This is a genomic window from Streptomyces sp. NPDC003077, from assembly GCF_040611095.1.
In the GTDB taxonomy this organism is placed as follows: Bacteria; Actinomycetota; Actinomycetes; order Streptomycetales; family Streptomycetaceae; genus Streptomyces.
The window spans coordinates 1-23,110 of the sequence record NZ_JBEXNM010000020.1; the positions used below are offsets into that span (position 1 = coordinate 1).

Below are 23,110 nucleotides of genomic sequence, written 5' to 3' on the forward strand. Positions count from 1 at the left end.
CCCGAGCCGGCGGCGGTGCGCCCGGCACGGGCCGCGCCCGGCCGCCGCGGTGCCGCGCTGCTCGCCGCGCATCCCGCGACGTGCGACGCGGTGGCCGGCCTGCTGGGCTGCGACGGCACGTGGCAGACGACGGAGCCGGGCCCGGTGGGCGCGGCGCTGGTCGCCCGCCATCCGCAGGCGGCACTCGCGTGGGAGGCGCTGCTGGCCGGCCCCTGACGGCCGCTGGGCCGACCGCGCCCGATACGGCCTCGTGTCCTACGCGGACGGGTTCCTCAGCACCTCGACGAGGCTCGCCAAGTTGTCGGCGCCGTGGCCCTGGGCGATCCGCCGTTCGATGCGGGCCTGGAAGGGGAGCGCCAGGTCGGGGGCGATCCCCTGGGCCTTGCCGGTGGCCACTAGGTGGGCGAGGGCGTGCCGGTTGACGTGGAGCGTCGAGATGCCGGTCGCATACGACCGCTCGTCCACCTGGCGCGCCATTTCCGGCAGCCCCGGCTCCACCACCTGGCCGAACCACTGGGCCGAGTAGGCGGGGAAGTCCCCCGGCAGGCAGAGGATCGACACGGGACTGGCCGCCACGGCCTCGGCCACCGTGGCGGCGGCCACCGCGCCCTTCTCCACGAGCGGGGCGGCCTTGGCGGACGAGCGGTTCCAGACGGTGGTGGTGTAGCCCTGGTCGAGGGACGCGGAGACCAGGGCCGACCCCGTCATCCCCGGCCCGGCGATGGTGACCGGTTCGGCGTGTGTCTTCGGTGCGTTGGCGCTCATGTCGTCCTCCTGTGTGGCGACTGGCGAAGCCGGTGGTCGGGAGTCGCCAGGCATTGCCCGCTTGGCGACGCATCGCGACGGGGGCGGGCGACCAGACCCAAGGGATACGAACAAAAGTCAATGGAGTGGCAAAGAGTGTCCGGGAATTGCCGCACTCATTGAAAAGGTTCGTTCGCGCAGGTATTCATGAGGACCTTCAGGGATTACGAGGGGCGGGAATGCCGGAAACGGGGGAAGGCATGGAGCGGCCCCCGTTCGCCTGCCGCGTCCGCACCCTCTTTTCCCTACGACGCAAGCGTTCCATCCGCCGCATTCAGGAACCGCGGGGACTCAACACGTCGGCCCCCGCCCCTCCGGCACTCACACGACCGGCACCCAAACCGTCTCAAACGTCGGCGGCGGATACGGAGGTGGTGACGGTGCGACCGCGCAGCCACCGGCAGCACGCCTTGATGTCGTCGAGGTCGCCCCGGCCGCCCACCGCTCCCTCGGCGACACGGAAAACCACCTGCTGAGAGGCGAGGCCGGAGCAAACCGCACGCGGCGGCCTCCCGGAGCCACAGCCCCGCACCACCGATGACCACCGCACCCAATCTCCCGCCCTCTTCGAGAAACCGGCCCGGAACCGGCCCTGTCAGCCCGTGCATCTACCTTTGAGAAGGTTCCTTTCAGAACCTTGTCAGAACCTCGCCCACATCAACGCGGCGCAGGTCACTATCAAGTCTGGATCAACCATCATGAAACAACCCGCCGGTTACCCCTCAGGCCTGCCCGGCACAGCGCGGCCGGAGCCCAAACAAGAGCGGGCCATGCGCACACGGGCACGCATTCTGCGCGCCGCCGCGCAGCTATTCGCGGACAAGGGGTTTCCCGCCGTCACCATCCTGGACGTGGCGCAACTATCCGATATCACCAAGGGCGCGGTGTACTTCCATTACGCGAACAAGGAAGCCCTCGCGATCGCCGTGGCCGACGAGTTCCACGGCCGCATCCGTGAGACCGCCGGGGCCATCGAGGGATTGGGGCTCACCCCGGTCACGTCCGTCGCCGAACTCCTGGTCCGTACGGCCATAGCCCTGCGCGACGACATCGTCATGCAAGCCGGCGCCCGGCTGCAGATCGAACGCGCGCTGATCGGCACCGAACTGCCCACGCCCTTCGAGACGTACACCGGACTGATCACCACATGGCTCGAAAAGGGCTCGCGGAAAGGCGAATTGAGCGCGTCCACGACCGACCCGACCACCCTCGCCACGGTGCTGGTCTCCGCCTTCTTCGGCGCACAGCACATTTCCTGGGTCCTCACCGACCGGTCGGACATCACCGCCCGCACTCTGGCGATCATCCGGACGGTGCTTCCGGGCGCGGAGAATTCACTGTTGTCCTGCCCGTCCTTGGTCACCCGGAACGACGGGGCACCAGGGGTTGATTAGGAACGTCCGAGAAGCGTGCCCTGAGAGCACGTCCGGAGAGTACGCCCGAAGAACACGTCCGAAGAGAGCCGCGGCATTTGTGATCCCTCATGCGGAAGCACTCTCTCTGAACTGTGCGATCCATTCAGAGGTGGCCTTCAGACCACCGAACGTATAAAAGTGGACCTTCACTTCGCCGTGTCGTGCCGCGTCGTACCCCTCGGCCAGGGCGCACAGGAACTCGTCCGGCCCCGCGGTGCGCATGAGATTGCCGATCGACAGACCGTACTTCTTGGCGACCGAGGCGCTGGTCCCCACACCGAACCGCGCGGCATAGGACAGCAAACGCCGCACACCGGCCGGCCCGGGAACTCCGATACGGACCGGGAGCCTGATGCCCTCGCCGCGCATCCGCTCGATCCACGCCAGGACGGGATCGACGTCGAAGCCGAACTGGGTGATGACGCCGCCGTCCAGGCCCTGGGCGGCGATGGCGGCGCTCTTGTCCCGCAGGGCGGCCCACAGCGCGTCACCGCTGATGGCCGGGTGGCCTTCCGGATAGCCGCAGATGCCGACGTGCCGGACGCCGTACTCGGACAGCAGGCCGGACTCGATCAGGGAGAGCGAGTCCGCGTAGGGCCCTTCGGGACGGGTGGGATCGCCGCCGACGGCGAAGACGGCGGCGCCGGTGCCGTCGGCCCGCAACCCGGCGAGGAACTGCTCGAAGTCGGCCCGGGAGCCGAGGCGACGGGCGGATATGTGCGGCACCGGCAGAAAGCCGAGGCGTTTGACGGCCCGGGCGGCCTCCAGCCGCATCCGCGGGTTCTCGTTGCCGAGGAAGGTGACGTTGATCCGGGTCCCTTTCGGGATGAGTCCGGCGGCCTCCTCCAGCTGGGGCACGTCCTTGCCGGTCATCTCCAAAGAGAAGTCCTCCAGCAGCGACGTTCCGACCGTGGAGGATTCCGTGCTGAGGGGGTTCATCGTGCTCCTGGTGAGGGCGGGGGCGCGGTCCGGGCCGACCTGTCCGTCCGATTATCGACCCGTCATGTCCTTCGATCGGACAGCGGGGCACTCGCCCTTGCCCGCACGTCCTACGACCGGACGGCGGGGCACTCGCCCTTGCCCTCGATGACGCCCTCGGTACGGCCCCCTATCCCCTGGCGATGTCGCCACCCGCGCCACGCGCGGCGCCGTGCCGAGCGGAGCCGACACAGCGCCCTGACCCGCCGCCCCGGCCCCGCCCCTGACCGGCCCCTCCCCACACCACGCCGTCGCCTCCGCCCTCCCCGCCGACTCCTTGCGCGGTGCCGCCAGAAGGCATGGACCACGGGGCAAGGAAGGGCGCCGGTGAGCCGGTGAAGGCTCTTTCCCGTCGACGCCCTCGACGGCGGTCGCGGGGCGGGGCCGCTGGTTACGGCTTGGCGGCGGATCCGTAGGCGTACTCGGACACGACGTTGCCGGCCGTGTCGCGGAGCCTGGCGGCGTCACCCCGGTCGTTCCAGATGGGCCGTCCGCTGCCGTAGGAGTAGCCGCCCCACTCGGGGTGGACCTCATTGGTGTGGATACGGATGCGCTGACCGGGCTGGAGGACGGTGCCGGGCGGGAAGGTGAAGTTCTGTCCCGCGTCGTCGGCGCCGAGGACCCAGCCGGAGACGTCGGCGGGCGCGGTACCCCGGTTGACGACCTCCACGAACTCGTCGGACTGGGTGCGCTTGACCTCGCCCTTGAAGCGCACGGTGGTGATGTGCACGTCCGGCTGCCCGGTGCGGGAGAGCACGGCGACGAGGTCGGCGCTGTTGGCGCCGTTCTCCTGGCTGATGAACTTGTTGACTATCTGGCCGCCCTGCTTGAACCCCGTGATCACCACGGCGTATTCGGTGTTGTCGATGGTCACCGTCTCCGGCGACACCCTGGTGGGCAGATCGACGATGTCCTCGGGGTTCGGGCCGACGTTGGGCGTCTCGTTGTGGTGGAAACGGAAGCTGAAATCGTGCGGCACCTGGTCCTCGAACAGGACACGTGCCGAAAGGTCGACGTCAAACTCGTTCTGCGGCATTCCGGTGATCGGGAAATTCTGATGGGTGAACGTCCCGAGTGTGAACTCCGTGCCGTCCAGCAGCACGTCGACCGTGCCGCCGGCGAAGACGTAGCCGCTCTTTCCTCCGCCTGCCGGAGTGCCCCACTTGACGTTGTCGGTGTTGACGCCCTCAAGGCCGGGCGGGTTGATGCTGATGGCGGTCCAGGTACCCGACGTGTCGACTTTGGACATGCGCCGATCTCCTCTTCCTCTTCACCGAACGAGCGTCGGCTCGACCGGGCGGCCGAGCGAGGTGAACATAACTGTCCGTGCCGACCATCTGGAAGGTGAATGCCCCGACTAGGCCGGTAGCCGCCGTGAATGGCCGATTCCTCGCCGCATCTCCCTTCTATTGGGGGTTATTTCCGGACCGTGGCAGGCCCGTCCGCCGTACGTCACGGCGCGCTCGCAGGGCGCCCCGGTCACGTCCAGCACCGGAGGATGAGCGCAGTGGCGGCGGTCAGGCCGATGCCCACCACGCAGACGCGCAGGAGCGCGGGGCCCGCGCCGGGCCACTCGGGCGCCGACTTGGCCGCCGAGGAGGGGCCCGGCCATGAGGAGCAGGGCCGGCAGCCAGGCGATGGGGGCGATCAGGACGAACACGAGGGCGGCGGCGTTCATCACGCCGACGCAGACATTCTTGACGCCATTGCCTGCGAGCAGGACCAGCGCCGGGACGACGGCGTCGAACGCGGCGGCGGGCACCGCTTGAGTGACGGCTTGATCGAGCGGACGGTGGAACGGGGTAATGGCGCGGACCAGTGCCAGGGATTCGGTAAGGGCCTGATTCCGTGTCGGCAAGTCACCATCCTTGTCAGCCGATAGGCCCATATATCCCGGGCTACCTAGGCACCGGTGCGGCCGATCCGAAAGGAAGCGATACAGCCACCGGAGTGCACGAGATTCTCACCGGCAACGGCTCCAGGGAATCTCTTCCAGCGCGGGGAGAAGTCGCACCGAAGCATTCCGACAACTCACCGGAATACTTCTCACGGCAAACGAAAAACAACACATGGCCTCGCGTCAACCGAAACAAGACTTCGCGCCCATCGATACGGAGCGCGCACGCGCCCACCCCGCCGCACCGCGGCGCACACAGCACCGCCCCTGGCTCGGCCAGGACCACCGGACGCGACGGCCGATCCACTCCGGGCCACGGTGGCCGCCAATTCAGAACGGTGCCCTCCCCGCAAGGCGCCGCCGCGGAAGACCACCGGACCCCGACCAACCGCAGGGCCCCGAGCGCCCGCCCCACCTCCGCCCCCGTCATTCCGTCAGCGCACCGGGACGGCCCCGCACCCCTGGCACGGTGTATCGGCAGGCCTTTCCCGACCGGACAGCGCTCGACCGAAGCACACCACACGTCCGCCACAGGCATTGACGCGTTCCCAACTACCAGCTTTCTTCGGGGAGTTGGACACTCCGGCATATGTCCCTCATCGACAAAGAAAGAACCGAACGATCCCCGTACCGGGCCGGGAAACGCGGCCTCCGTCGTCTCGTCGCTCTGCTCGCCACCGGCGCCCTCACCCTCGCCCTTCTGGTCGCCGGGGGCGGTCAGGCCGTCGCCGCCCCGCCGGACACGCACCGGATGGCGACCTGGAACATGCAGGTCGGCGCGGACCGCTGGGCCGGAGCGCAGAATCTCGCCCGTTCCTTCGATGTGGTCGCCCTGCAGGAAGTGCCCAACGCGGCGCCGGCGGGCGCCTTCCCGCTCGGGCAGAACGGCAACGTCCGCTCCTACCTGTGGCCCATCGGGCAGGGCGGCTTCCGCTACCTCTACATCCTCAACCAGCCGTCCCGGAACCTCGGCATCGTCACCGCCTGGCTCCCGAACGAGGTCTTCGAGATCCCCGGCGTCTACCGCTCGGCACTGGCGGTCACCAACGAGGCCGACAACGTCCTGTTCGCCTCCGCCCACGCGGCGTCCAACGGCGGCGCCCCCAACGACGCCGCCTCCCTGGTGCGGCGGGTCGCCGACCGGGCGTTCGACGAGGTCATCCAGAACTGGGTGGTGCTGGGCGACTTCAACCGCGCGCCGCAAAACATCGTCAACGACGGGATCCCCGCCGACGCGCTGGTATACAACAGCGGCCAGGCCACCCAGCGGAGCGGCAACGAACTCGACTACCTGGTCTCCAACGTCGAGACCGAGAACTGGCAGGCCGCCGTCAACGCGAACTACGGCAGCGACCACTGGCCGGTGATCTTCGCCGGGCTCCGGGCAGCCGCCGGGCCCCAGGAACTCACCATCCACGCCGACAACAGCGACCGCCTGCTCGACGTGTACCAGGGCAACGACAGCAACGGCACCCACGTGATCATCTACCACGCCAACGGCGGCACCAACCAGCGCTGGAAGCTCTACCCCCTGGGCCTGAACGGCGACTCGGGGCGGCCCCTCTACCGGATCGTCAGCTCCAAGAGCAACAAGTGCCTCGACGTCAACCGGGGACAGGGCAGCCGGGACGGCGACTACCTCAACATCTGGGCCTGCCACGCCCGCGACGGCAGCCCCGACCCGGGCGGCTACCCGGCGGACACCCAGAACTTCACCCTGGAGCACCCCGAGCCCCGCTTCCCGAACCTGACCGTCCTGCGCGACAACGGCACCGACAGGTTCGCCAACGTGAACCGCAACGGCACCGGAGACGGGACCTGGCTCATCCAGTGGCCCTACCAGACCGACAACGACGGCACGCCGGCCGACAACGAGACGTTCTACCTCCACCCCCAGATCTGACCCCGCAGCCGCCGCGTGCGTCCGGCCCCGCCCGGGAGGGTGCCCGTCCGGCCCCGCCCGGAAAGGGCCGGACGCGCGGCGGCTGCCCAGGGGGAATCGCTGCCCGCTTCGCACCGGCACGCACCCGAAGACGGCCCAGGCCCCGTGCGAAGGGGCCGCCCCCCTGCCCGGTCACCCTCGCCCCTCCTCTTGACGACTTGCCGACGCCCCGCAGTTCGGTTCCGTACGGAGATCCCCCATGCCCACTCCGGCATCCCGGCGGCGTGAGCCGCTCAACGACGAGCAGATCCTCGAAGACCTCGGCTACACCCAGCAACTGCACCGGCGCATGGGCCCCTTCGGGAACTTCGCCGCGTCCCTGTCGGTGATCAGCATCATGTCCGGCACCCTGCTCCTGTTCGGCTACGGCCTGAACTCCGGAGGCCCCGGCGTGATCATGTGGGGCTGGCTGGCGGTGGGGCCGCTGGTGCTGTGCCTGGGAGCGGCGCTGGCCGAGATCACCTCCCGCTACCCCACCAGCGGCGGCCTCTACTACATGGCCCGCCAGCTCGGCGGCAGCAGATGGAGCTGGTACACCGGCTGGCTGAACCTGATGGGCCTGCTCGGCGGGATCGCGGCCCAGGACTACGGGATCGCCGGATTCGTCGGCGCGTGGCTGAACCTGCAGTGGGGCTTCGAGCCGTCCCCCGGCTCCCTGCTGACCCTGTACGCGGCCATCCTCCTCCTGCACGCTCTGCTGAACCTTCGCGGGGCCCGGTTGATGAACGTCCTGACGTCGGTGAGCGCGTGGTGGCACCTGGTGGGGGCCGTCGTCATCATCGCAGCCCTGGCACTCCTGCCCTCCCACCACCAGCCGGCCGGTTTCGTGTTCGGCGAGTTCACCAACAACACCGGCTGGTCCGGCCCCGTGTACGTGATCGCGCTGGGCCTGCTGCTGCCCGTGTTCGCGCTGGCCGGCTACGACACCTCCGCCCACCTGAGCGAGGAGACCAGCCAGGCGTCCGTCGCCGCGGCGCGCGGCATCGTGCGGTCGGTCGCGGTGTCCTGGGTCGCCGGGGGCATCCTGCTGACGGCGTTGCTGTTCGCCATCCAGGACCACGCCGGCACCCTGGCCACCGCGACCGGCGTGCCCGCCGCCCAGATCTTCCTGGACGCACTGGGCCCGGCCGCCGCCAAAGCCCTGCTACTGGTGATCATCGTGGCGCAGGTCCTGTGCGGCTACGCCCTGACCGCCTCCGCCTCGCGCATGATCTACGCCTTCTCCCGGGACGGCGCGCTGCCCGGCTCGGCCCACTGGCGGCGGGTCAGCCGGCGCACCGCCGTCCCGGCCCGGGCCGTCTGGCTGGCGGTCGGCGCCGCCTTCGTCCTCGCCCTGCCCTCCCTGTACTCCGCCACCGCGTTCACCGCCGTGACCGCGATCTCGGTCGTGGGATTCACCCCCGCCTACGCCATCCCGGTGTACCTGCGGCTGCGTCACCCCCACAGGTTCACTCCCGGGCCCTGGCACCTGGGGCGCTGGAGCCGGCTGATCGGCTGGGTGGCGGTGGTGTGGGCGGCCGGGGTGACGGTGCTGTTCATGCTGCCGCAGAGCAGCCCGGTGACGGCCGTCAGTTTCAACTACACCCCGATCGCGGTGCTGGTCGTGCTCGTCTCGGCCGCCCTGTGGTGGCGCGTCGCGCGCCGCACCTACGGCGTGCCCCGATCCGGCGCCACCAAGGCCCAGGGCCACGTCGATCGGGCTCGGGAAATCACCTGACGCCATCCCGACGCACGGTGCGCGGCACATGGCCTCCAGGGCCGAGCCGCCGGGTGCGGCTGTCGAACGCCGGACCGCCGGGGCTGTCGGGACCGCGACGCGGCCGAGGTGGCGACGGTGATCAGGGCGCGGGTCACTTTTCCGCCTTGGGGGCGGTGTCGGGGGCCCAGAGGAAGGAGAAGCGCTCCATGACGTTGCTGCGCTCGGCGTTGTGAAAGGCCGCGATCCGCCAGGTGTCGTCGGTGTCGCGGACCAGGGTGAAGGTCGTCACCTTCGAGAGTTCGTCCGCGCCGGGCTTGTCACCGGTGTAGTCGGCGCCGCGGCTGGTGAGGACGGCGACGTCCTTGGTCAGGAAGCGCATGTCGAGGTATCTGGCGGCGAGCTTGCTGTCCTTGAGGAAGCCCTTGAAGAGCGCGCGGTGGCTCGCGGTGATGTCGGCGCGGCCCTCGTAGTGGCTGCCTATGTAGGTGGTGTAGGTGCCGTTCTCGGTGAACTGGCGGCCGTACGCCTTAGCGTCACCGCGCTCCCAGGCGTCGGCGAGGGCGTCGAGGGTGGCACAGACGGCCTTGCCGTCGCGGCGGTCGGCGTCGGCCGGGATCACCTCGGCGCAGGTTTCGGCGCCGGTGCGCCGCACGTCGGAGGTGGCGTCGAGATAGAGATAGGTGCCGGTCGCGCCGAGGGCGAGGGCGATGGTGGAGACGAGGGCGGCGCGCTTGACGAGCTTACGGTTCATGGTGAGGTCTCTCCGTTCGGTGGTGGCGGATGGGTGGCGACGGCGGTCACGATGACCGCACTTGTGCGGTAACTGCGCACACGCGCTATCCGCGCGTGCGCGGAGATCAAGCAAGGGCCGCGCGCCATGGCGCGCGGAGGCTGCGGGGCTCCAGGCGTCCGAGTGGTACGCGCTCGGCCGCATCAGCCCCTCGGGCGGGCTCGCTTCGGGTGAGCTCTCGGTCGGTGCGGACCTCGCAACGGGCGCGGCGCCCCGCCTGACCGATCGCCTTGAGCGTGCGGGATACGTGCGCCGCACCACGGCCCCCCGACCGGCGCGACGTCCTGGTGGAAGCGATCCCCGACGCGCTGGGAGAGGTCGGGGCGGCCGTGGTGCCGGCGCTCAGGGCTCCTCACTCGGGCTTGTTGCCGACGGGGCCGCCGATCTCGTACGGCGTCGTGACGTTGTGATACGCGAGGTGCATGACCATGCCGAGCTTGCTGTGCCAGAAGTTGTGGCAGTGATCCATCCAGATGCCGGGGTTGTCGGCCCTGAAGGCGACTTGGACCTCCTCGCCCGGCCGGACGAGCACGGTGTCCTGCCACATCGGGCTGCCGGAGGCCCGTTTGCCGTTCTTGCCCAGCACCAGCATGTGGTGGCCGTGCAGGTGCATCGGATGGTCCTCGTTCCCGCGGTTGACGAAGGTGGTGCGGGCCAGGTCACCCTCCTTGATCATCAGCATCGGGGTGTCCGGGAAGACGCGGCCGTTGATGGTCTGCTTCAGTCCGAAACCGCCGTCGTAGAAGCCCAGCCACTCGTCGAAGACGAGCTTGTAGTCGCGGTCGAAGTCGCTGTCCGGGCCGAATTCCGTCCTCTTCGGGCTGCCGTAGCCGTACGGGTCGAATTCGGGGCCGCTCAGATCCGCCGTCAACTCCCCCCTGCCGTCCGGCGAGTACACGATGCCCGCGTCCGGCGCGCTGCCGTCGGTCACCCGCACCGGGCCGTCGGGCATGGTGAATTCGACGTCCATCCGGTTGCCGCCACCGAGCACCAGCCTCTTGCCCTTGAGCGCGGTCGGCTTGTGCACGTCCGTGCCGTCCAGGGCGGTGACCTTGTACGGAACGCCGTCGATGGCGAACTCGCGGGTTCCGCCGCCGGTGTTGGCCAGCCGTATACGCACCTTCTCGCCGGGCACCGCGCGGCGCCGCTCCAGCTCGTCCGAGGTGCCGAGCGCGGGCACCGTGCCCTTGTCGGTCCGCCAGTCGTGGGCGAGAACGCTGACGTCCTTGTCCACCGGCCGGGTCCGCTTCTTCGGCTCGATGACCAGGGCGCCGAAGAGGCCGCGGTCGACCTGCTCGGAGGCGGCCTGGTGGGAGTGGTACCAGCGGGTGCCGGACTCCTCCACGCGGAAGCGGTAGGTGAAGGACCGGCCGGGCAGTACCGCGTCCTGGGTGGCGCCGGCCACGCCGTCCTCGCCGTTGGGGACGTCGACGCCGTGCCAGTGGATGGTGACGGGGGTCTTGCCGGGCAGCTCGTTCCGCAGCTCGATCTCGACCAGATCGCCTTCGGCGACCCGCAGTTGCGGGCCGGGGACCTGGCCGTTGTACGTCCAGGCGTCGACCGTCCTGCCGGAGGCCAGCTTCACCTTCTTGGCCTGTGCGGTGAGGGAGAAGCGCCGGTCGGGCGTACCGCTCCCGGGACCGCGCAGTGTGTCGGCGGAGACCTCGCCGGCGCCGCCGGTGCCCGGGGCCGTGTGGTGGCCCCCGGCCATGCCGTAGTGCTGCCCGGCGGTACCGCCGCCCCAGTCGGCCTCGCCTCGCATCATCGAGAAGGTGTGCGGAAACCGGCTGCCGGCGATCCCGTGATCGACCAGCCCCACCACGGTGCCGAGCGCCACCACGGCCGTGCCCAGCCGGACCGCCACCGCCCGTCGCCGCGGAATCCCACGGCCGGTGAGCAGGCGTTGCCGTCGCGCGTTGGCGCGCCATACCAGCAGCCCGGCGACCGCGGCGGTGATCAACGCGTACGCGCCGAGGCTGATCCAGAACGACCGGTCCGGAGGCAGGAACATCTGCGCGAAGCAGCCGAGGCCGCCGAAGGCCGCGAGCCGGGGCGGCACGACATGGCGCGGGGACCAGGCGCGCGCCTGCTCCTCCGGCGGCACCGGCGCAGCCGGATCGGGCAGCCTTCCCCGAGCTCTCGGCTTCGCTCCAGCAGGGGATGCCCCATTCCGCGCGGCGGACACCAGCCACGGCACCGTCCAGACGACGGTGGCGATCACGGCCGGGAGCAGCAGGACGAAGGTGGTGAACAGCCGCCGGTCGGCGACGAACACCCACCCGTGGAGGGCAAGCAGCCCGTACACGACGAGCCTGGCGGCGGTGAGCAGCAGGGCGACGGACACCAGCACCAGCGCGGTACGGGACATCCACCGCCTGCCGCCGGCGGTGCGGCGGCCCGGCAGCAGGCCCGTCGTGACGGCGGCGATCAGCCAGGCGGGGAGCAGGAAGATGCCCAGCGCGAGGTCGAGTCCGGATGCGGCGACGTACACGGCCGTCACCCCCGGCCCTGCGGCCGTCGGGCCGCGGTCGGGTGCGGCTGTGGTGGGCGTCTGCGCGGCCGGCGGAGGTCGCGGGCGATCCGCCCGTCGAGGACCCGGAGGCGGCGGCGCCCCGCCGCGGCGGATTCGGTGATCTCAGGCATGCCGTCAGCGTGGCGATCGCCGCGCCGGCCGGGCATCCGCCGATCCTCGCTCTCCTTCTCGGCGGAAAGTAGCGGGCCGGGCGACGCCGCGTACACCTATCGATCGACGCGTGCCCTCCCGCACCGCGGCTAGCCTGCGGCCATGACATGGCACAGTCGCCTCACGGACCACCGGGAACGCCTGCGTCCCGCGGCGGGTGCCCTCGTGGCGCCGGCCCTCGCCGCGGCCACGGCCACCATCGACGGCATGCACGCGCGGTTCGACTACCTTCCCGCGCACCCGCCGCTCTTCGTGGCGATCCCGGTCGGGCTGCTCGTCGGCCTCGCGGCATGGTTCCGCCGCCGCCGTCCCGCGCTGCTCCTGCCGGCCGCGCTCGGCGCCTATGTGGTGCTGTCGGCCTGGTTCGCCGTGGCGTTCGCGCAGTACACCCTGGCCGACCGCACCTCCTCACGGCGCCGGGTCGCCGTCGCCTCCGCGGTCGCCGTCGCGGTGGTCGCCCCGCCCATCTGGCGGGGCGGCGGCTTCGACGCGGCGCTCATGAGCGTGGGCATCTGCGTCTTCCCGGCCCTGCTCGGCCTGTACACGGGAGCCCGCCGCCGCCTCACGGCCGAGCTGCGCGAGCGCGCCGAACGGGCCGAGCGCGAGCAGCGGCAGCGGGTGCTGCGGGCCCGCAGCGACGAACGCGCCCAGATCGCCCGGGACATGCACGACGTCGTCACCCACCGCGTATCCCTGATGGTGCTGCACGCGACCGCGCTTGAGGCGACCAGGGGCGCGTCCGCCGTCGACATCGGCAAGCAGATCGGCGCCATCGGCCGCGAGGCACTGACCGAGCTCCGCTCACTGGTGGAGGTCCTGCACACCGAATCCGAGGCCCCGCTCGCCCCGCAGCCGGGCCTGGCCGAGCTGGAGACCCTGATCGCCGACTCCCGCGGCCTGGGGACGCCGGCCACCCTGGAACTGACCGGAGAGCAGGGCACCGCCCGTCCACCCGAGCTGCCGGCCCTGATCGAGCACGCCGTCTACCGCGTGGTGCAGGAGGCCCTGACCAACGTCCACAAGCACGCCGCCGACGCCGAGACCCGCGTCAGGGTCCACCGCACGCGCCGGCTGCTGCGCCTCACAGTGACCAACCAGCACGGTGTCGGCACCAACCTCTCCGGTCTGCCCAGCGGCGGCCACGGCCTGCTCGGCATCGCCGAACGGATACGGCTCGTCGGCGGCGAGCTCACCGCGGGCCCGACCCCGGACGGCGGCTTCGAGATCGCCGCCGAGATCCCGCTGGACGACGTACCCCAGAAGCAGCCCACCCACATGAAGGCCGTGCGATGAGCGAGACGACGACCCGGGTCCTGATCGTGGACGACGAATGGATGGTGCGCTCCATGCTCAGCACCATCATGGCGTCCGCCCCCGACATCGAAGTGGTGGGCGAGGCCTCGGACGGCCATACGGCGGTGGCGATGGCCGCGGCCCTGGACCCGGACGTCGTCCTGATGGACATCCGGATGCCCCGCTCCGACGGCCTGACCGCCACGGAGCGCCTCACCCTCTCGCCCCGCCCGCCGCGCGTCGTCGTGCTGACCACCTTCGACCTGGACGAATACGTCCAGACAGCGCTACGTCACGGGGCCGTCGGCTTCCTGCTGAAGGACGCCACCGCGGACGACATGATCGCCGCGGTGCGCAGCGCGGCCCGCGGCGACGCGATGCTCTCCCCGAAGGTGACCCGCCGCCTCATCCGCCGCTTCACCGAGGACGACGGCGGCCCCTCCGCCGAGCGGCGGCGCCGCCGGTCCGAGGCCCGCAGCCGCCTGGAGGCCCTGACGGAAAAGGAGCGCGAGGTCCTGATCGCCCTGAGCGGCGGCCTCTCCAACACGGGCATCGCCGCCGCCCTGCACATGAGCGAGGCCACCGCGAAGACCCACATCAGCCGGATCCTGTCGAAGCTCTCCCTCACCAACCGCGTCCAGGCGGCGATCCTGGCGCACCACGCGGGGCTCGTGGACTAGGGACTTCTCCACCGTCCATCGACAGCGGTGCCCCGGCGGGCTCTTCGGTTCTCGTCACACGATTCCAACAGCCGCCGGAGGCGCCTCGGTTCCGCCCGGCCGCTGTACGGCCTGGTCACAGGTGCGCGGTGCACTTCCCATCGGACCGTTTACGCAGCCGGTCGCGGTCAGCCGGCCGCGTGGGCCTTCCGCACATGGACGATCTCACGCCCACAGAGCGCGCCGCGGTCGCCCGTTTCGCCGGTCCCGTGGACCGACGCCAGGAGAAGGCGACCGCGGCACTCGGCGCGGAGCGGATGCAGAACCTGTCCGGCCGCCAGGTTGTTTCTGATGGCTCTTGGACGGTGTGGCGGAGCCAGATGACGATCGCGGCGACGGCCAGGGTGCGGGCACGCCGTCGGGTATGACCAGGTCCTCGACGAGCTCGCGCGTGTCCGCGTACTGGGTGACGAAGTGGTGGGCACGCGGGTCCGGCCCTGGCCAGGGGAGGCTCTGCGGGTGATCATCCGCGCAGTGTCGCAGCCTCCCGGGGGGGGTGGGCGGATGGCATGGTGCATGGTGCGAATCTCTGGCCGATCGGCTACGGGATCGTGGTACCCCGTCCTCGAACCAGATGATGGCCGCGTTGATGTCTGACCGCCGGCCCGTCGACCGGCGCTTCCAGGCAGACGGGCCGACAGCGGTGAGTGCGGGACGAGTTACTTGGTGCAGGTCCCGTTGCACTGGTACATGCCGAGGAAGCCGCAGCCCGAGGTCACACTGCAGAAGCAGCACTGGCAGTGCGGCCCCTCCCAGACAGTGCACCACACCGAAGTGGTGCTGCAGTTGCACGTGGCCTGCGGTGCGGCCGTCGAGTTGCCGTGGGCGTCCGGGGCGCTGCCGGCGGGCCCGAGGGTCACCAGCAGTGCGGCGCTGTCCGCGATGCCGAACGCCTCTTTCGCCGCTGTCTCGATGGCGGTGATGCGGCGCTGCAGCGCTGAGCCCTTACTGGGCTGACCGCCCGCGAACGTGGCCTCGGAGCGCGCCAGGTCCAGGGCGTCCCGCACCACTCGGTGCTGTTGCGCGGTCAGCGCCGGATGCGCGGACCGGAACGCTTCCAGGTGTTCGGTCCACACCCGGCTGCGCTCCGCTGGAGGCAGTTCCACCAGTACCGCCTGGCGCACCGCCGACGGGAGTGGAGCGATTTCGGCGTACGTACGCGGCAGTTTGTCGCGGTGCGCGGCGACCCACGCTCGGGCCTCCGTTTGCGCCGAGCGCGCGAACGCCGGGGTCTGTCCGGTCACGGCCATCCCGACTGCTGTGCCGACGCCGCCCGCCAACAGCAGGAAGCGCTTGCGGCTCATCCCGGTGTGCCGCTGCCGCGTTGCCTTGTCCGCGGTGTTCAGCGGCTGGCCGGTGCGGGCCGCATGGCGCAGCTCGCCCAATGCCATCAGCACCCGGCCGGTCGCTTGTACCCCGAGCCGCCGTGCCAGTTGCAGGGTCATCCGTGGCCCGGTCCAGGCATGCACCCTGTCGTCAGCCACCCGCAGCAGGGTCGGCGCCCATACGGGCCTGGGGCCCATCGCCTTCTCACGCCACCGCCGCACGTCCGCGTCGGCCAGCGGCAGCACCTCCAACTTACCTCCGCCGGCCCGTGCCACGGCCGACGAGACCGTCGTACAGGTCTCGCAGGAGGCGTCGAAGGCCAGTATCCATCGCGTTGTGGTCGGCATGCTCTGCCCTCTCTTCAGCCGGATTGAGGGATGGGCGCAGCCACCGGGATGACCGTCCCGCTGGTGCCGTCCCGCTGCGCGGGGCGGCACGTACCAGAAGAGCCGGCAGCGGGTGAGGCCGCGGAACATGGGGGTAAGGATTGGCAGCCGCGTTCAGGCAGTACGTGACTGTGTCGTGTGGCCCGGGCCGAGGACAAGTGCGTTTCCGGCATCTTCACCATTTCGACTCAGCTGAGTCGAAACGGTTCGGTGGCCACTGCTCCGTTTCCCGCTCCCATGGCGTCACCACAAGGCGGCGCGAGCCGCCCCCACGAGCGACCTTGCTGGTCAACCGCGGCGCCCACCAGGTCGTTTCTGGTGGCTCCTGTCGTGTCGGGTGGACTATGGCCGGGGTCGGGCAGGCGCGGGACATGGTGCGGCGACAGGAGTTGACGGACGCGCGGTGGGAGACGATCGCGTCGTTGCCGCCGGCGGGTGGGCAGTGGGCGGACCACCGCCGAGCCCCGGGACCAGCGGGCCACCGCCGTCGGCGGGGCCGGTCCGGCGCCGCCCACCGGCCTTCCACAAGGTTCGGTACCGCCGCCGCAACGCGCCGGAGCGGTGGGTGATGCGGCGCCCGCGGAGCAAGGCGGAGAAGGGGCCGTTGGGACGATCCCAGACCAAGCAGGCGAAGCAGGAGATCACTCAGGCCGACAGCTTCCTCACCTGACTTGCCGGCCGAGGCCGCACCATCGAACACGACCAGCGGGGCGACCTCGTCGCCTGGCTCACCGAGAAGCCGACCACCCGGCACCCGGCCCAGGAGTTTCCGCGCTGGCGCGTGAAGACCCTGGGATGCACCGCCTCACCCTGCCACCCCAGGTCGTCAACCAGGACCAAGCACCGCTGCACCAGCACCGCCGACTCGCCATTCTCCGGCGGACCCTCAACGGCGACTCCCTTCCCCTGCGGGCGCGGGTCGCCGCCGCACTCGTCCCCCAGGCCCCGGCCCCGTCATCGCGAAGGCACTCCGTCATCGCGAAGGCGCTCGGTCACCACGACAAGACAGCCCCCCGCCTGGCCAACGAAGCCGGAGGACCTGGAGCCGATACGCCCCCGGCGACCACACACGGTGACGCTGGAACGAACCACCCTCAACGAGGAATACGCGACACCTCACCACGCGAGCCCACCAGTCGCAGCCGGTTGAGGCGCGTCGCCGCCACCCACCCGCCCGCACCGCATTCGTGCTCAAGTGTCGCCGGTGATCGCCTGCCCGCGATCACTTGCGAAGCCGGGAACGGTACTCGCCCGGGGGCATGCCCCGGGCACGTCGGAAGGCACGGCTGAAGGCGTGCGGCGAGGCGTAGCCGACCGCGCCGGAGATCGACTCGACCGGCTCGTCGGTGTCGCGGAGCCGGACGGACGCCAGGTCCATGCGCCACCGCGTCACGTAGGCGCCCGGCGTCTGCCCGAGCGCGGACCGGAAGTGCCTGGACAGTGTCGTTCGGGAGACCGCCGTCGCGGCGGCCAGGGACTCGGTGGTCCAGGGGTGTTCCGGCCGGGCGTGGACACATGCCAGGGCGTCGCGCACGACCGGATCGCGCATCGCGCCCAGCCATGAGCCGGGCTGCTCCTCCGGGTGGCGGGCCAGCCAGACGCGTACGAACTGGATGAGCAGGAGGTCGACGATGCTGTTGACGGCGGCGGTGGTGCCGATCTGCGGCTGTGCGAGCTCCGCCGTGAGAAGCTCGACGGTCCTTCTGAGCTGTGCGTTCTCCCCGCTCGTGACGTGCATCGGCCGGACGAGGGAGGTGAGCACCGGCGTGCGCACCTCCGGGTCCTGCTCATAGCGCAGGACGAGCACTTCCGTCTGCGCCGGCGTCGAGCCCAGGTGCAGGGCGCTGCCGTCGGTGAGGGCCTGATCCGTCGCCTTCCGGTCACAGGGAGCCATCGTCGTACCGGACCCGCCGGCTATCCCGTGGGCGGTGCCCGGCGCCAGCAGGACGGCGTCTCCCGCCCGCACCTCCAGGGGCCTGCCGCCCGGGACGTGGAGCCACATCGTGCCGCGGGACACCACGTGCAGTGCGGCTCCCGGAGAGGGATCCAGCCACAGGCCCCAGGTTCCTCCGGCCTTCAGTACGACGCCGAGCGCCCCACGCGCACCCGATACACGCAAGGCCTCCGCGAGTACGTCCATCGTTCCTTCCTCGTCGACGGGCGTCAGACCACGTCAAGAACGATCTTTCCGTGCACCTTCCGCGCGAACAGCGCCCGGACGGCGTCGTCCACGTCCTGCCAGCCGCCCCGCAGTCCGACCGGTGCCGAGAGCCTCCCGGCGGCCATGAGGCCCAGCAGGTCCGTCAACTCCCCGCTGGTCGGCGTCATGTCGCCGTAGGTGGCGAGGGAGCGGGGTTCGCCGAAGCCGAACAAGGACCCGGACGGGAACGTGGTGTCCTGCCCGGAGGAGTATCCGACCAGGTGGATGGTGCCGCCCTCGGCGAGGAGACTCCACGCCTGGGCCACCAGCGGCCCACCGACCGTGTCCAGGACGAGGTCGAACCGGCACTCGGCCCCGGCCAGGTCGGCCAGGACCTTGTCGGCCCCGAGTTCGCGGAGCCCGGCGGCCCGGTCCGGCGAACCCACGAGTGCCGTCACCCGGGCGCCCGCCAGCGCCGCCAACTGGACGGCGAAGTGCCCCACGCCCCCGCTGGCACCGGTGATCAGGACATCGCGCGCCAGCACGGAACGCTTGCGCAGCACCCGCAACGCGGTGACTCCGGCGATCCCCAGCGCGGCGGCGTCGGCCAGCTCCACGCCCTCGGGGACGGTGCCGAGCGAGGCGGGACCGACCGCCACCCGCTCCGCCCACGCGTGGGGAGACATCCCCACCGCGACGCGCGTGCCTTCGGGTGGCCCCGAGCCGTCGGATGCGGCGCGCACCACGACCCCGGCCGCGTCGTGACCGTGCACAGCGCCGGCCGGCCACTGGTGCACGTAATTCAGCTCTCCGAAGTTGAGACCGATGTGCCGTATCTCGACCAACGCCTCGCCGCTGGACGGCACGGGCTCATCCACATCGGCGAACCGGACGGGCCCGGCCTCGCCGTGATCGACCACTAGGGCGCGCATGGGGGGGTTCCTTCTCTCGTGGATGCGCCTGAACACTCGGCGCGGCAGTGGACGGAGTGCGCGCATGCCGCACTGCCGCCTCCCTGAAACCCTACGCAGCACCAGCTCAGCGACCAGTCCCGGGAAAGTCGATCAGTTGACGATCTGTAGCAGGGCGACTCGCGGCGCGGCGTCGGACTCCGCACGCGTCCGATCGGCCCTCGGCACCCACAAAAACGACCGGCCCCCCTTCTCCCGCGTCACCGCGCCCCTGGCCGGCAGCCGCGTCAAAATGGTGATCACGGTGGAGCAGGCACGCGCGCCCCCCAGCCGCTCCTGGACCCACGCCGTGCTCACCGCCCCCGGCACCTCGTGCGAGGCGGCCAACACCCGCGCCTCCAGATCACCCTGACCCCGCCGGTGCCTGTGCTCCCGATCTCTCAGCCCGTCCCCTTCTCACCACGCTCGCGCCCACCCCACAGGGGCGGCCCGCGGGAGCCGGCGGCTCAATGACCCCCCTGGCCCAGGCTTCTACAGCGCTGTAGATTCATGGCGTCGCCGCCCCGGCGTCCTTGCGTGCCCGTTCGAGTCCCACAGGAGATTCACCCCCGATGTTCGGCATCAGCGAGCTCGCCCTCATCCTCATCGTCGTCATCGTTCTGATCGGCGCCAAGAAACTCCCCGACCTCGTCCGTTCCGCCGGCAAAGCGACCCGCATCCTCAAGAGCGAAGCCAAGGCCATGAAGGCCGACGACACCCCTGCGGCCGACCAGCCCGCTCCCCGGATCATTCAGGCCGCCCCGGCGGACGCTCCCCACAAAGCCTCAGAAGCGACCAGCGGCCAAGGCTGAGCTCATCCGCAGTCCAGCGAGGTCCCCGCTCCAGGCGTACGCGAGCGGCATCCTCGCCTTCCTGGCGTACTGGGACGGGCGGCCGGCCGAAGCCGTACGCCACGTCCACGCCGCCCAGCACTTCACACGGGGCTGGGCAGTACGGCGACCACCCGCCCGTCGGTCATCGAGGCCCGCGCCTACGTCCACCTGGGCGATCCGCAGCGCGCCACCACCGCCATCCGGGCGTCGACGGAGCAGCACGACACCCTGCGCGACGACCTCCACGACGACATCGGCGGCGAGTTCGGCTTCTGCACGGACCGCGTGGCCATGAGCACCGCCACCAGCTACCTGCTGCTGGGCGACGCGACCGGCGCGGAAGACTCGGCGGCCCGCGCGCTCACCCTGCTCACCGAGCACGCTGACGGGGACCCCTCGCAGGTCGTCGCATCCCAGGCCCGCATCGACCTGGCGCGGGCCCGGCTCATGCTCGGCGAGTTGGAGGCGGCGGCCGAGGCCGTGGAGCCGGTCTTCCAGGTCCCCACCCAGTGGCGCGGCGCCGGCGTCCTGGAACGGCTGGCCGGCCTGCGCACCCAGCTCACCGAGGCCGAGTTCCGGGGCTCGGTCCGGGCCCGGGATCTCGGTGAGCAGATCGAGGAGTTCACCTCCCTGGCCGTCGCCCGCGTCTTCAGTGGCTCAGCGCGCTGGGCCATCGAGGGCTGACGCGGCCCGCGCGGCGGTGAGGATACGTTCCTCTTTCTCCGGGGCGATGTCGTGCTCCTCCCACCGGGGGCGCGCCTTCGTCCCGGTCGAACAACGCCATCATCGACGCCCCCGAGAACTCCGGTACCGCCGAGATCGGTTTCCTCTACGACAACCGGCCCCGCGTTCAGCACCAGCACCGCGGCCCCCGGCATGAAGGAGCCTGCCGCGTCTCGATCACCGGCCTCACCCCCGACCGCCACCGCGCACTACTACACCAGCCGATTCGCCGCCGGCGACATGGACTTCACCCTCCTTGACCGCTCCACCGCCTACGGCACCTTCGCCGAAGCCCAAGCCGCCGATCCCCGGCCCGTGGCGACGCTCACCGACCCGCTGGCCTCCTGACCGCGGCACGGCTCCGGAGTTTTCTCGCATTTCGGGGCCCGGGCGGAGAATCGGAACCGGCTGCGGCGGACGTGTTGTTACCTGAGTACGTCAGCTTCCTTCTGGCTCCCCGGACCCTGGAGCGATCATGTTGCCATCGCCGTCCCCTCCGGCCGCGTTATGGGCGCGGTGGACCGTGCGTCCGCCCGGCCTGCGCCTGAGCGGCGCCATCGAACCGCGCACGCACCAGGTTCTGGAGCGGTACCTGGGGGAGCTTGCACGGCGTTTCCCCGGCCGCGGCGTCCATCTGGACCTGACGGCGGTGACCGCGCTGGATCTGGCCGGGGCGGCCCTGGTGGTGGCCACCCGGGACCGGCTGCGGCACCTTGGAGGCGACCTGCAACTGCACGCGGCTCCCGGCCTGCTGCCGTCCGCGCACGGGCGGCCGGGGCGGCCGGGGCGGCCGGTCGCAGGTCGCGGCGCGCCGCCGGTGCCGCGCGGGCTGCGGGCGGGCTGAGTGGGCCCGCCGCGTCGCCTGGGGCCTTCGCCGGTCGGTGCGGCGGGGTCAGGGGGCGGTGTCCTCCTGCTCAAGGTAGAGGCGGTGGGCGAGGATGTCGTGGGCGACGTCGAGCAGGGCGCGGTCGTGGGCGTAGGCGTGGGCGCGCAGCCGCAGCAGGGCCTGGTCGAGGGGGAGAGTGAGCTGGACGGACAGGGCCCCGGCGGCCTGGTGGACCTCGGCACGGTAGAGGGTGATGCCCAGGGCGTGGTCGCCGGTGAGCAGCCGGGCGGGGGAGGTCTGCAGGAGCAGGAACAGGGCGGCGCGGGCGAAGCGGACGAAGCTGTCGCGCGGGTTGGCGGTGAGCACACCGGGGGCGGTGCCGTAGGCGGTCAGGACCCCGGCGGGTACGACCCCCAGGCGCAGGGGGGTGGCAATAACGGTGCGCACGCGGGTGCGGGCGGCGGCGGGCAGGAACTGCGGCCAGCGGTCGGCGGGGGTGGCGGCCAGGTCGGGCTCGGTGATGGTGCGGCCGGTGCGGGCGGCGTCCAGGGTGGGGCCTTCGCCGAGGGTGTACTGCAGGTCGTCCAGTACCGGGCCGAGCCGGCCGGCGGCGTCGTCGCTCCACAGGAGTTCCAGGTGTCCGCGCGGGGTGGCCAGGCACAGGGTCAGGGCGTCGTAGCCGAGGTGGCGCGCGGCGAAGCTCGGCGAGAGGGAGCCCAGTCCCTGGCCGGCGCGGGCGGCGGCCTGCAGTCGGTCCCACAGCAGGTCCAGGTCAGTACGGTGCATGGGTTACCTTCCGTCGCAGGCACGGCAGGCACGGCAGGCACGGCAGGCACGGCAGGCACGGCAGGCACGGCAGGCACGGCAGGCTACCGTGTGACGTGGTCCGGCCGGCCGGCCATACCTCAGTTGGGTGCCAGTTCGGTGGGGATGGTGCCTTGGGCGACGTCGGCGGCCAAGGCGGTGAGTTTCTGCTGCCGGGCTCGGGCGTGCTGGCGTAAGCGCTGGAACGCCTCGTCCACCGAGACATTGAGCCGTTCCGACATCACCCCCTTGGCTTGTTCGATCACCAGGCGGCTGTCGAGCGCGATGGTCAGCTGCTCGATCATGACGGCCTGGTCGCGGGCCTCTTGCCGGTGTCCGAAGCAGCTGGCGGCAGCGTCGGCCAGGGCCTGGGCGATGCGCATCTGCGGGCCGTTGGGCGCCGCATCGCTGTCCTGGTCGCGCATCAGGTTCAGCGCGCCGATGGTGAGGGCCGGAGAACGCAGCGGGACGGCGGCCACCGCACTGATGCCCACGCGCCGGGCGTGCCCGGCGAAGCGGGGCCAGCGCAGGGCCGGCGGACCGGTCAGCGAGGTGACCGCCAGCGCAACCCCGGTACGGGTGGCCTCCAGGCACGGTCCTTCGTTCAGGTCGATCTGGACCTGTTCCAGGTGCCCGCAGCGTTCGTCGGAGGCGGTGGCGTACTCCACCCGCCTCATCTCGTCCAGGACGGTGACGCCGGCCCCGGCCACCGGCAGCAGCTCTGCCACGTGGGCGGTCAGGTCGTGCAGCAGTTCCAGGGGGTCGAAGTCGGTGGTGCGGTGCACCAGGTCGCGCATCGCTTCGGCGACGCGCGCTTGAGATTCGGTGATATCCACGTCGGGGCCGCCGATCGGCCAGGCTCCCGCCTCCGCGACGGGAGCGGGGGCTGGGCGCGCGTTCGG

24 protein-coding genes and 1 pseudogene are annotated in these 23,110 nt (G+C 71.1%); 12 read left to right on the plus strand and 13 right to left on the minus strand.

The window, feature by feature from the left end:
• Positions 1–216, plus strand: a 216-nt coding sequence (locus ABZX96_RS15990; protein ID WP_355544179.1) for a hypothetical protein, incomplete at its 5' end; no start/stop codon positions are given.
• Positions 217–255: 39 nt separating this feature from the next.
• On the opposite strand, the gene ABZX96_RS15995 is transcribed toward ABZX96_RS15990, so the two are convergent.
• Both ABZX96_RS15995 and ABZX96_RS16000 read right to left on the minus strand, forming a co-directional pair.
• A complete protein-coding gene (locus ABZX96_RS15995) occupies positions 256–765 on the minus strand; it encodes an NAD(P)-binding domain-containing protein (protein ID WP_355544182.1) in 510 nt (169 codons plus the stop codon).
• Between the two features lie 385 nt (positions 766–1,150).
• Positions 1,151–1,273, minus strand: coding sequence for a hypothetical protein (locus tag ABZX96_RS16000; protein ID WP_355544185.1), 123 nt, complete (start codon positions 1,271–1,273; stop codon positions 1,151–1,153).
• Between the two features lie 301 nt (positions 1,274–1,574).
• On the opposite strand from ABZX96_RS16000, the gene ABZX96_RS16005 reads away from it, so the two are divergent.
• The gene (locus ABZX96_RS16005; protein WP_355544188.1) at positions 1,575–2,198 is read left to right on the plus strand and encodes a ScbR family autoregulator-binding transcription factor; all 624 of its coding nucleotides are present in this window, start codon (positions 1,575–1,577) and stop codon (positions 2,196–2,198) included.
• A gap of 87 nt (positions 2,199–2,285) precedes the next feature.
• Here ABZX96_RS16005 and ABZX96_RS16010 read toward each other — a convergent pair whose 3' ends face one another.
• The 3 genes from ABZX96_RS16010 to ABZX96_RS16020 all read right to left on the minus strand — a co-directional run bounded on the left by ABZX96_RS16010 (position 2,286) and on the right by ABZX96_RS16020 (position 5,055).
• Entirely contained in the window at positions 2,286–3,158 is an 873-nt protein-coding gene (locus ABZX96_RS16010) for a methylenetetrahydrofolate reductase (RefSeq protein ID WP_355544191.1), read from the minus strand.
• A 430-nt stretch (positions 3,159–3,588) separates the two neighbouring features.
• The gene (locus ABZX96_RS16015) at positions 3,589–4,446 is read right to left on the minus strand and encodes a lamin tail domain-containing protein (protein WP_355544194.1); all 858 of its coding nucleotides are present in this window, start codon (positions 4,444–4,446) and stop codon (positions 3,589–3,591) included.
• A 108-nt stretch (positions 4,447–4,554) separates the two neighbouring features.
• The gene (locus tag ABZX96_RS16020; protein ID WP_355544197.1) at positions 4,555–5,055 is read right to left on the minus strand and encodes a hypothetical protein; all 501 of its coding nucleotides are present in this window, start codon (positions 5,053–5,055) and stop codon (positions 4,555–4,557) included.
• A 628-nt stretch (positions 5,056–5,683) separates the two neighbouring features.
• Between ABZX96_RS16020 and ABZX96_RS16025 the strand changes: the two genes are divergently transcribed.
• Positions 5,684–6,997 (plus strand): RICIN domain-containing protein, encoded by a 1,314-nt coding sequence (locus tag ABZX96_RS16025; RefSeq protein ID WP_355544200.1) that lies wholly within the window; start codon positions 5,684–5,686, stop codon positions 6,995–6,997.
• 238 nt (positions 6,998–7,235) lie between these two features.
• The gene (locus ABZX96_RS16030; RefSeq protein ID WP_355544203.1) at positions 7,236–8,753 is read left to right on the plus strand and encodes an amino acid permease; all 1,518 of its coding nucleotides are present in this window, start codon (positions 7,236–7,238) and stop codon (positions 8,751–8,753) included.
• A 133-nt stretch (positions 8,754–8,886) separates the two neighbouring features.
• Here ABZX96_RS16030 and ABZX96_RS16035 read toward each other — a convergent pair whose 3' ends face one another.
• Positions 8,887–9,486: an SgcJ/EcaC family oxidoreductase gene (locus ABZX96_RS16035; RefSeq protein WP_355544206.1), complete on the minus strand. Its 600-nt coding sequence runs from the start codon at positions 9,484–9,486 to the stop codon at positions 8,887–8,889.
• Between the two features lie 61 nt (positions 9,487–9,547).
• Here ABZX96_RS16035 and ABZX96_RS16040 point away from each other — a divergent pair.
• Positions 9,548–9,748: pseudogene (locus ABZX96_RS16040) on the plus strand (hypothetical protein); the annotation flags it as partial.
• Positions 9,749–9,877: 129 nt separating this feature from the next.
• Here ABZX96_RS16040 and ABZX96_RS16045 read toward each other — a convergent pair.
• Entirely contained in the window at positions 9,878–12,016 is a 2,139-nt protein-coding gene (locus ABZX96_RS16045; RefSeq protein ID WP_355544209.1) for a multicopper oxidase domain-containing protein, read from the minus strand.
• 294 nt (positions 12,017–12,310) lie between these two features.
• Here ABZX96_RS16045 and ABZX96_RS16050 point away from each other — a divergent pair, with 294 nt between their 5' ends.
• The 3 genes from ABZX96_RS16050 (at position 12,311) to ABZX96_RS16060 (ending at position 14,588) form a co-directional block, all read left to right on the plus strand.
• Positions 12,311–13,501 carry a histidine kinase gene (locus ABZX96_RS16050; RefSeq protein ID WP_355544212.1) on the plus strand — a complete coding sequence of 397 codons (1,191 nt, stop codon included), beginning with the start codon at positions 12,311–12,313 and terminating at the stop codon, positions 13,499–13,501.
• Positions 13,498–14,181, plus strand: a complete 684-nt coding sequence (locus ABZX96_RS16055) for a response regulator transcription factor (protein WP_355544215.1) — start codon at positions 13,498–13,500, stop codon at positions 14,179–14,181. The genes ABZX96_RS16050 and ABZX96_RS16055 overlap by 4 nt, the downstream gene beginning before the upstream one ends.
• Before the next feature lie 194 nt (positions 14,182–14,375).
• The gene (locus tag ABZX96_RS16060; protein ID WP_355544218.1) at positions 14,376–14,588 is read left to right on the plus strand and encodes a hypothetical protein; all 213 of its coding nucleotides are present in this window, start codon (positions 14,376–14,378) and stop codon (positions 14,586–14,588) included.
• A gap of 291 nt (positions 14,589–14,879) precedes the next feature.
• Here ABZX96_RS16060 and ABZX96_RS16065 read toward each other — a convergent pair whose 3' ends face one another.
• The 4 genes from ABZX96_RS16065 to ABZX96_RS16080 form a co-directional block, all read right to left on the minus strand.
• Positions 14,880–15,893, minus strand: coding sequence for a bacteriocin fulvocin C-related protein (locus ABZX96_RS16065; protein WP_355544221.1), 1,014 nt, complete (start codon positions 15,891–15,893; stop codon positions 14,880–14,882).
• Between the two features lie 1,261 nt (positions 15,894–17,154).
• Positions 17,155–18,072: an AraC family transcriptional regulator gene (locus ABZX96_RS16070; RefSeq protein ID WP_355544224.1), complete on the minus strand. Its 918-nt coding sequence runs from the start codon at positions 18,070–18,072 to the stop codon at positions 17,155–17,157.
• A gap of 23 nt (positions 18,073–18,095) precedes the next feature.
• The gene (locus tag ABZX96_RS16075; protein ID WP_355544227.1) at positions 18,096–19,004 is read right to left on the minus strand and encodes a zinc-binding dehydrogenase; all 909 of its coding nucleotides are present in this window, start codon (positions 19,002–19,004) and stop codon (positions 18,096–18,098) included.
• A gap of 132 nt (positions 19,005–19,136) precedes the next feature.
• On the minus strand, positions 19,137–19,373 hold the full coding sequence (locus ABZX96_RS16080) for a BlaI/MecI/CopY family transcriptional regulator (RefSeq protein ID WP_355544230.1): 237 nt from the start codon (positions 19,371–19,373) through the stop codon (positions 19,137–19,139).
• 221 nt (positions 19,374–19,594) lie between these two features.
• On the opposite strand from ABZX96_RS16080, the gene ABZX96_RS16085 reads away from it, so the two are divergent.
• From ABZX96_RS16085 to ABZX96_RS16100, 4 genes are all read left to right on the plus strand, one after another.
• Positions 19,595–19,834, plus strand: coding sequence for a twin-arginine translocase TatA/TatE family subunit (locus ABZX96_RS16085; protein WP_355544233.1), 240 nt, complete (start codon positions 19,595–19,597; stop codon positions 19,832–19,834).
• 312 nt (positions 19,835–20,146) lie between these two features.
• Positions 20,147–20,539 (plus strand): hypothetical protein, encoded by a 393-nt coding sequence (locus ABZX96_RS16090; RefSeq protein WP_355544236.1) that lies wholly within the window; start codon positions 20,147–20,149, stop codon positions 20,537–20,539.
• Between the two features lie 192 nt (positions 20,540–20,731).
• The gene (locus tag ABZX96_RS16095; RefSeq protein ID WP_355544239.1) at positions 20,732–20,926 is read left to right on the plus strand and encodes a hypothetical protein; all 195 of its coding nucleotides are present in this window, start codon (positions 20,732–20,734) and stop codon (positions 20,924–20,926) included.
• A gap of 175 nt (positions 20,927–21,101) precedes the next feature.
• The gene (locus ABZX96_RS16100) at positions 21,102–21,422 is read left to right on the plus strand and encodes an STAS domain-containing protein (protein ID WP_355544242.1); all 321 of its coding nucleotides are present in this window, start codon (positions 21,102–21,104) and stop codon (positions 21,420–21,422) included.
• A 48-nt stretch (positions 21,423–21,470) separates the two neighbouring features.
• Here the strand turns inward: ABZX96_RS16100 and ABZX96_RS16105 are convergent, their stop codons facing one another.
• On the minus strand, positions 21,471–22,190 hold the full coding sequence (locus tag ABZX96_RS16105; RefSeq protein ID WP_355544245.1) for an ANTAR domain-containing protein: 720 nt from the start codon (positions 22,188–22,190) through the stop codon (positions 21,471–21,473).
• A gap of 119 nt (positions 22,191–22,309) precedes the next feature.
• Positions 22,310–23,044: a GAF and ANTAR domain-containing protein gene (locus ABZX96_RS16110; protein WP_355544248.1), complete on the minus strand. Its 735-nt coding sequence runs from the start codon at positions 23,042–23,044 to the stop codon at positions 22,310–22,312.
• Positions 23,045–23,110 lie beyond the last annotated feature (66 nt).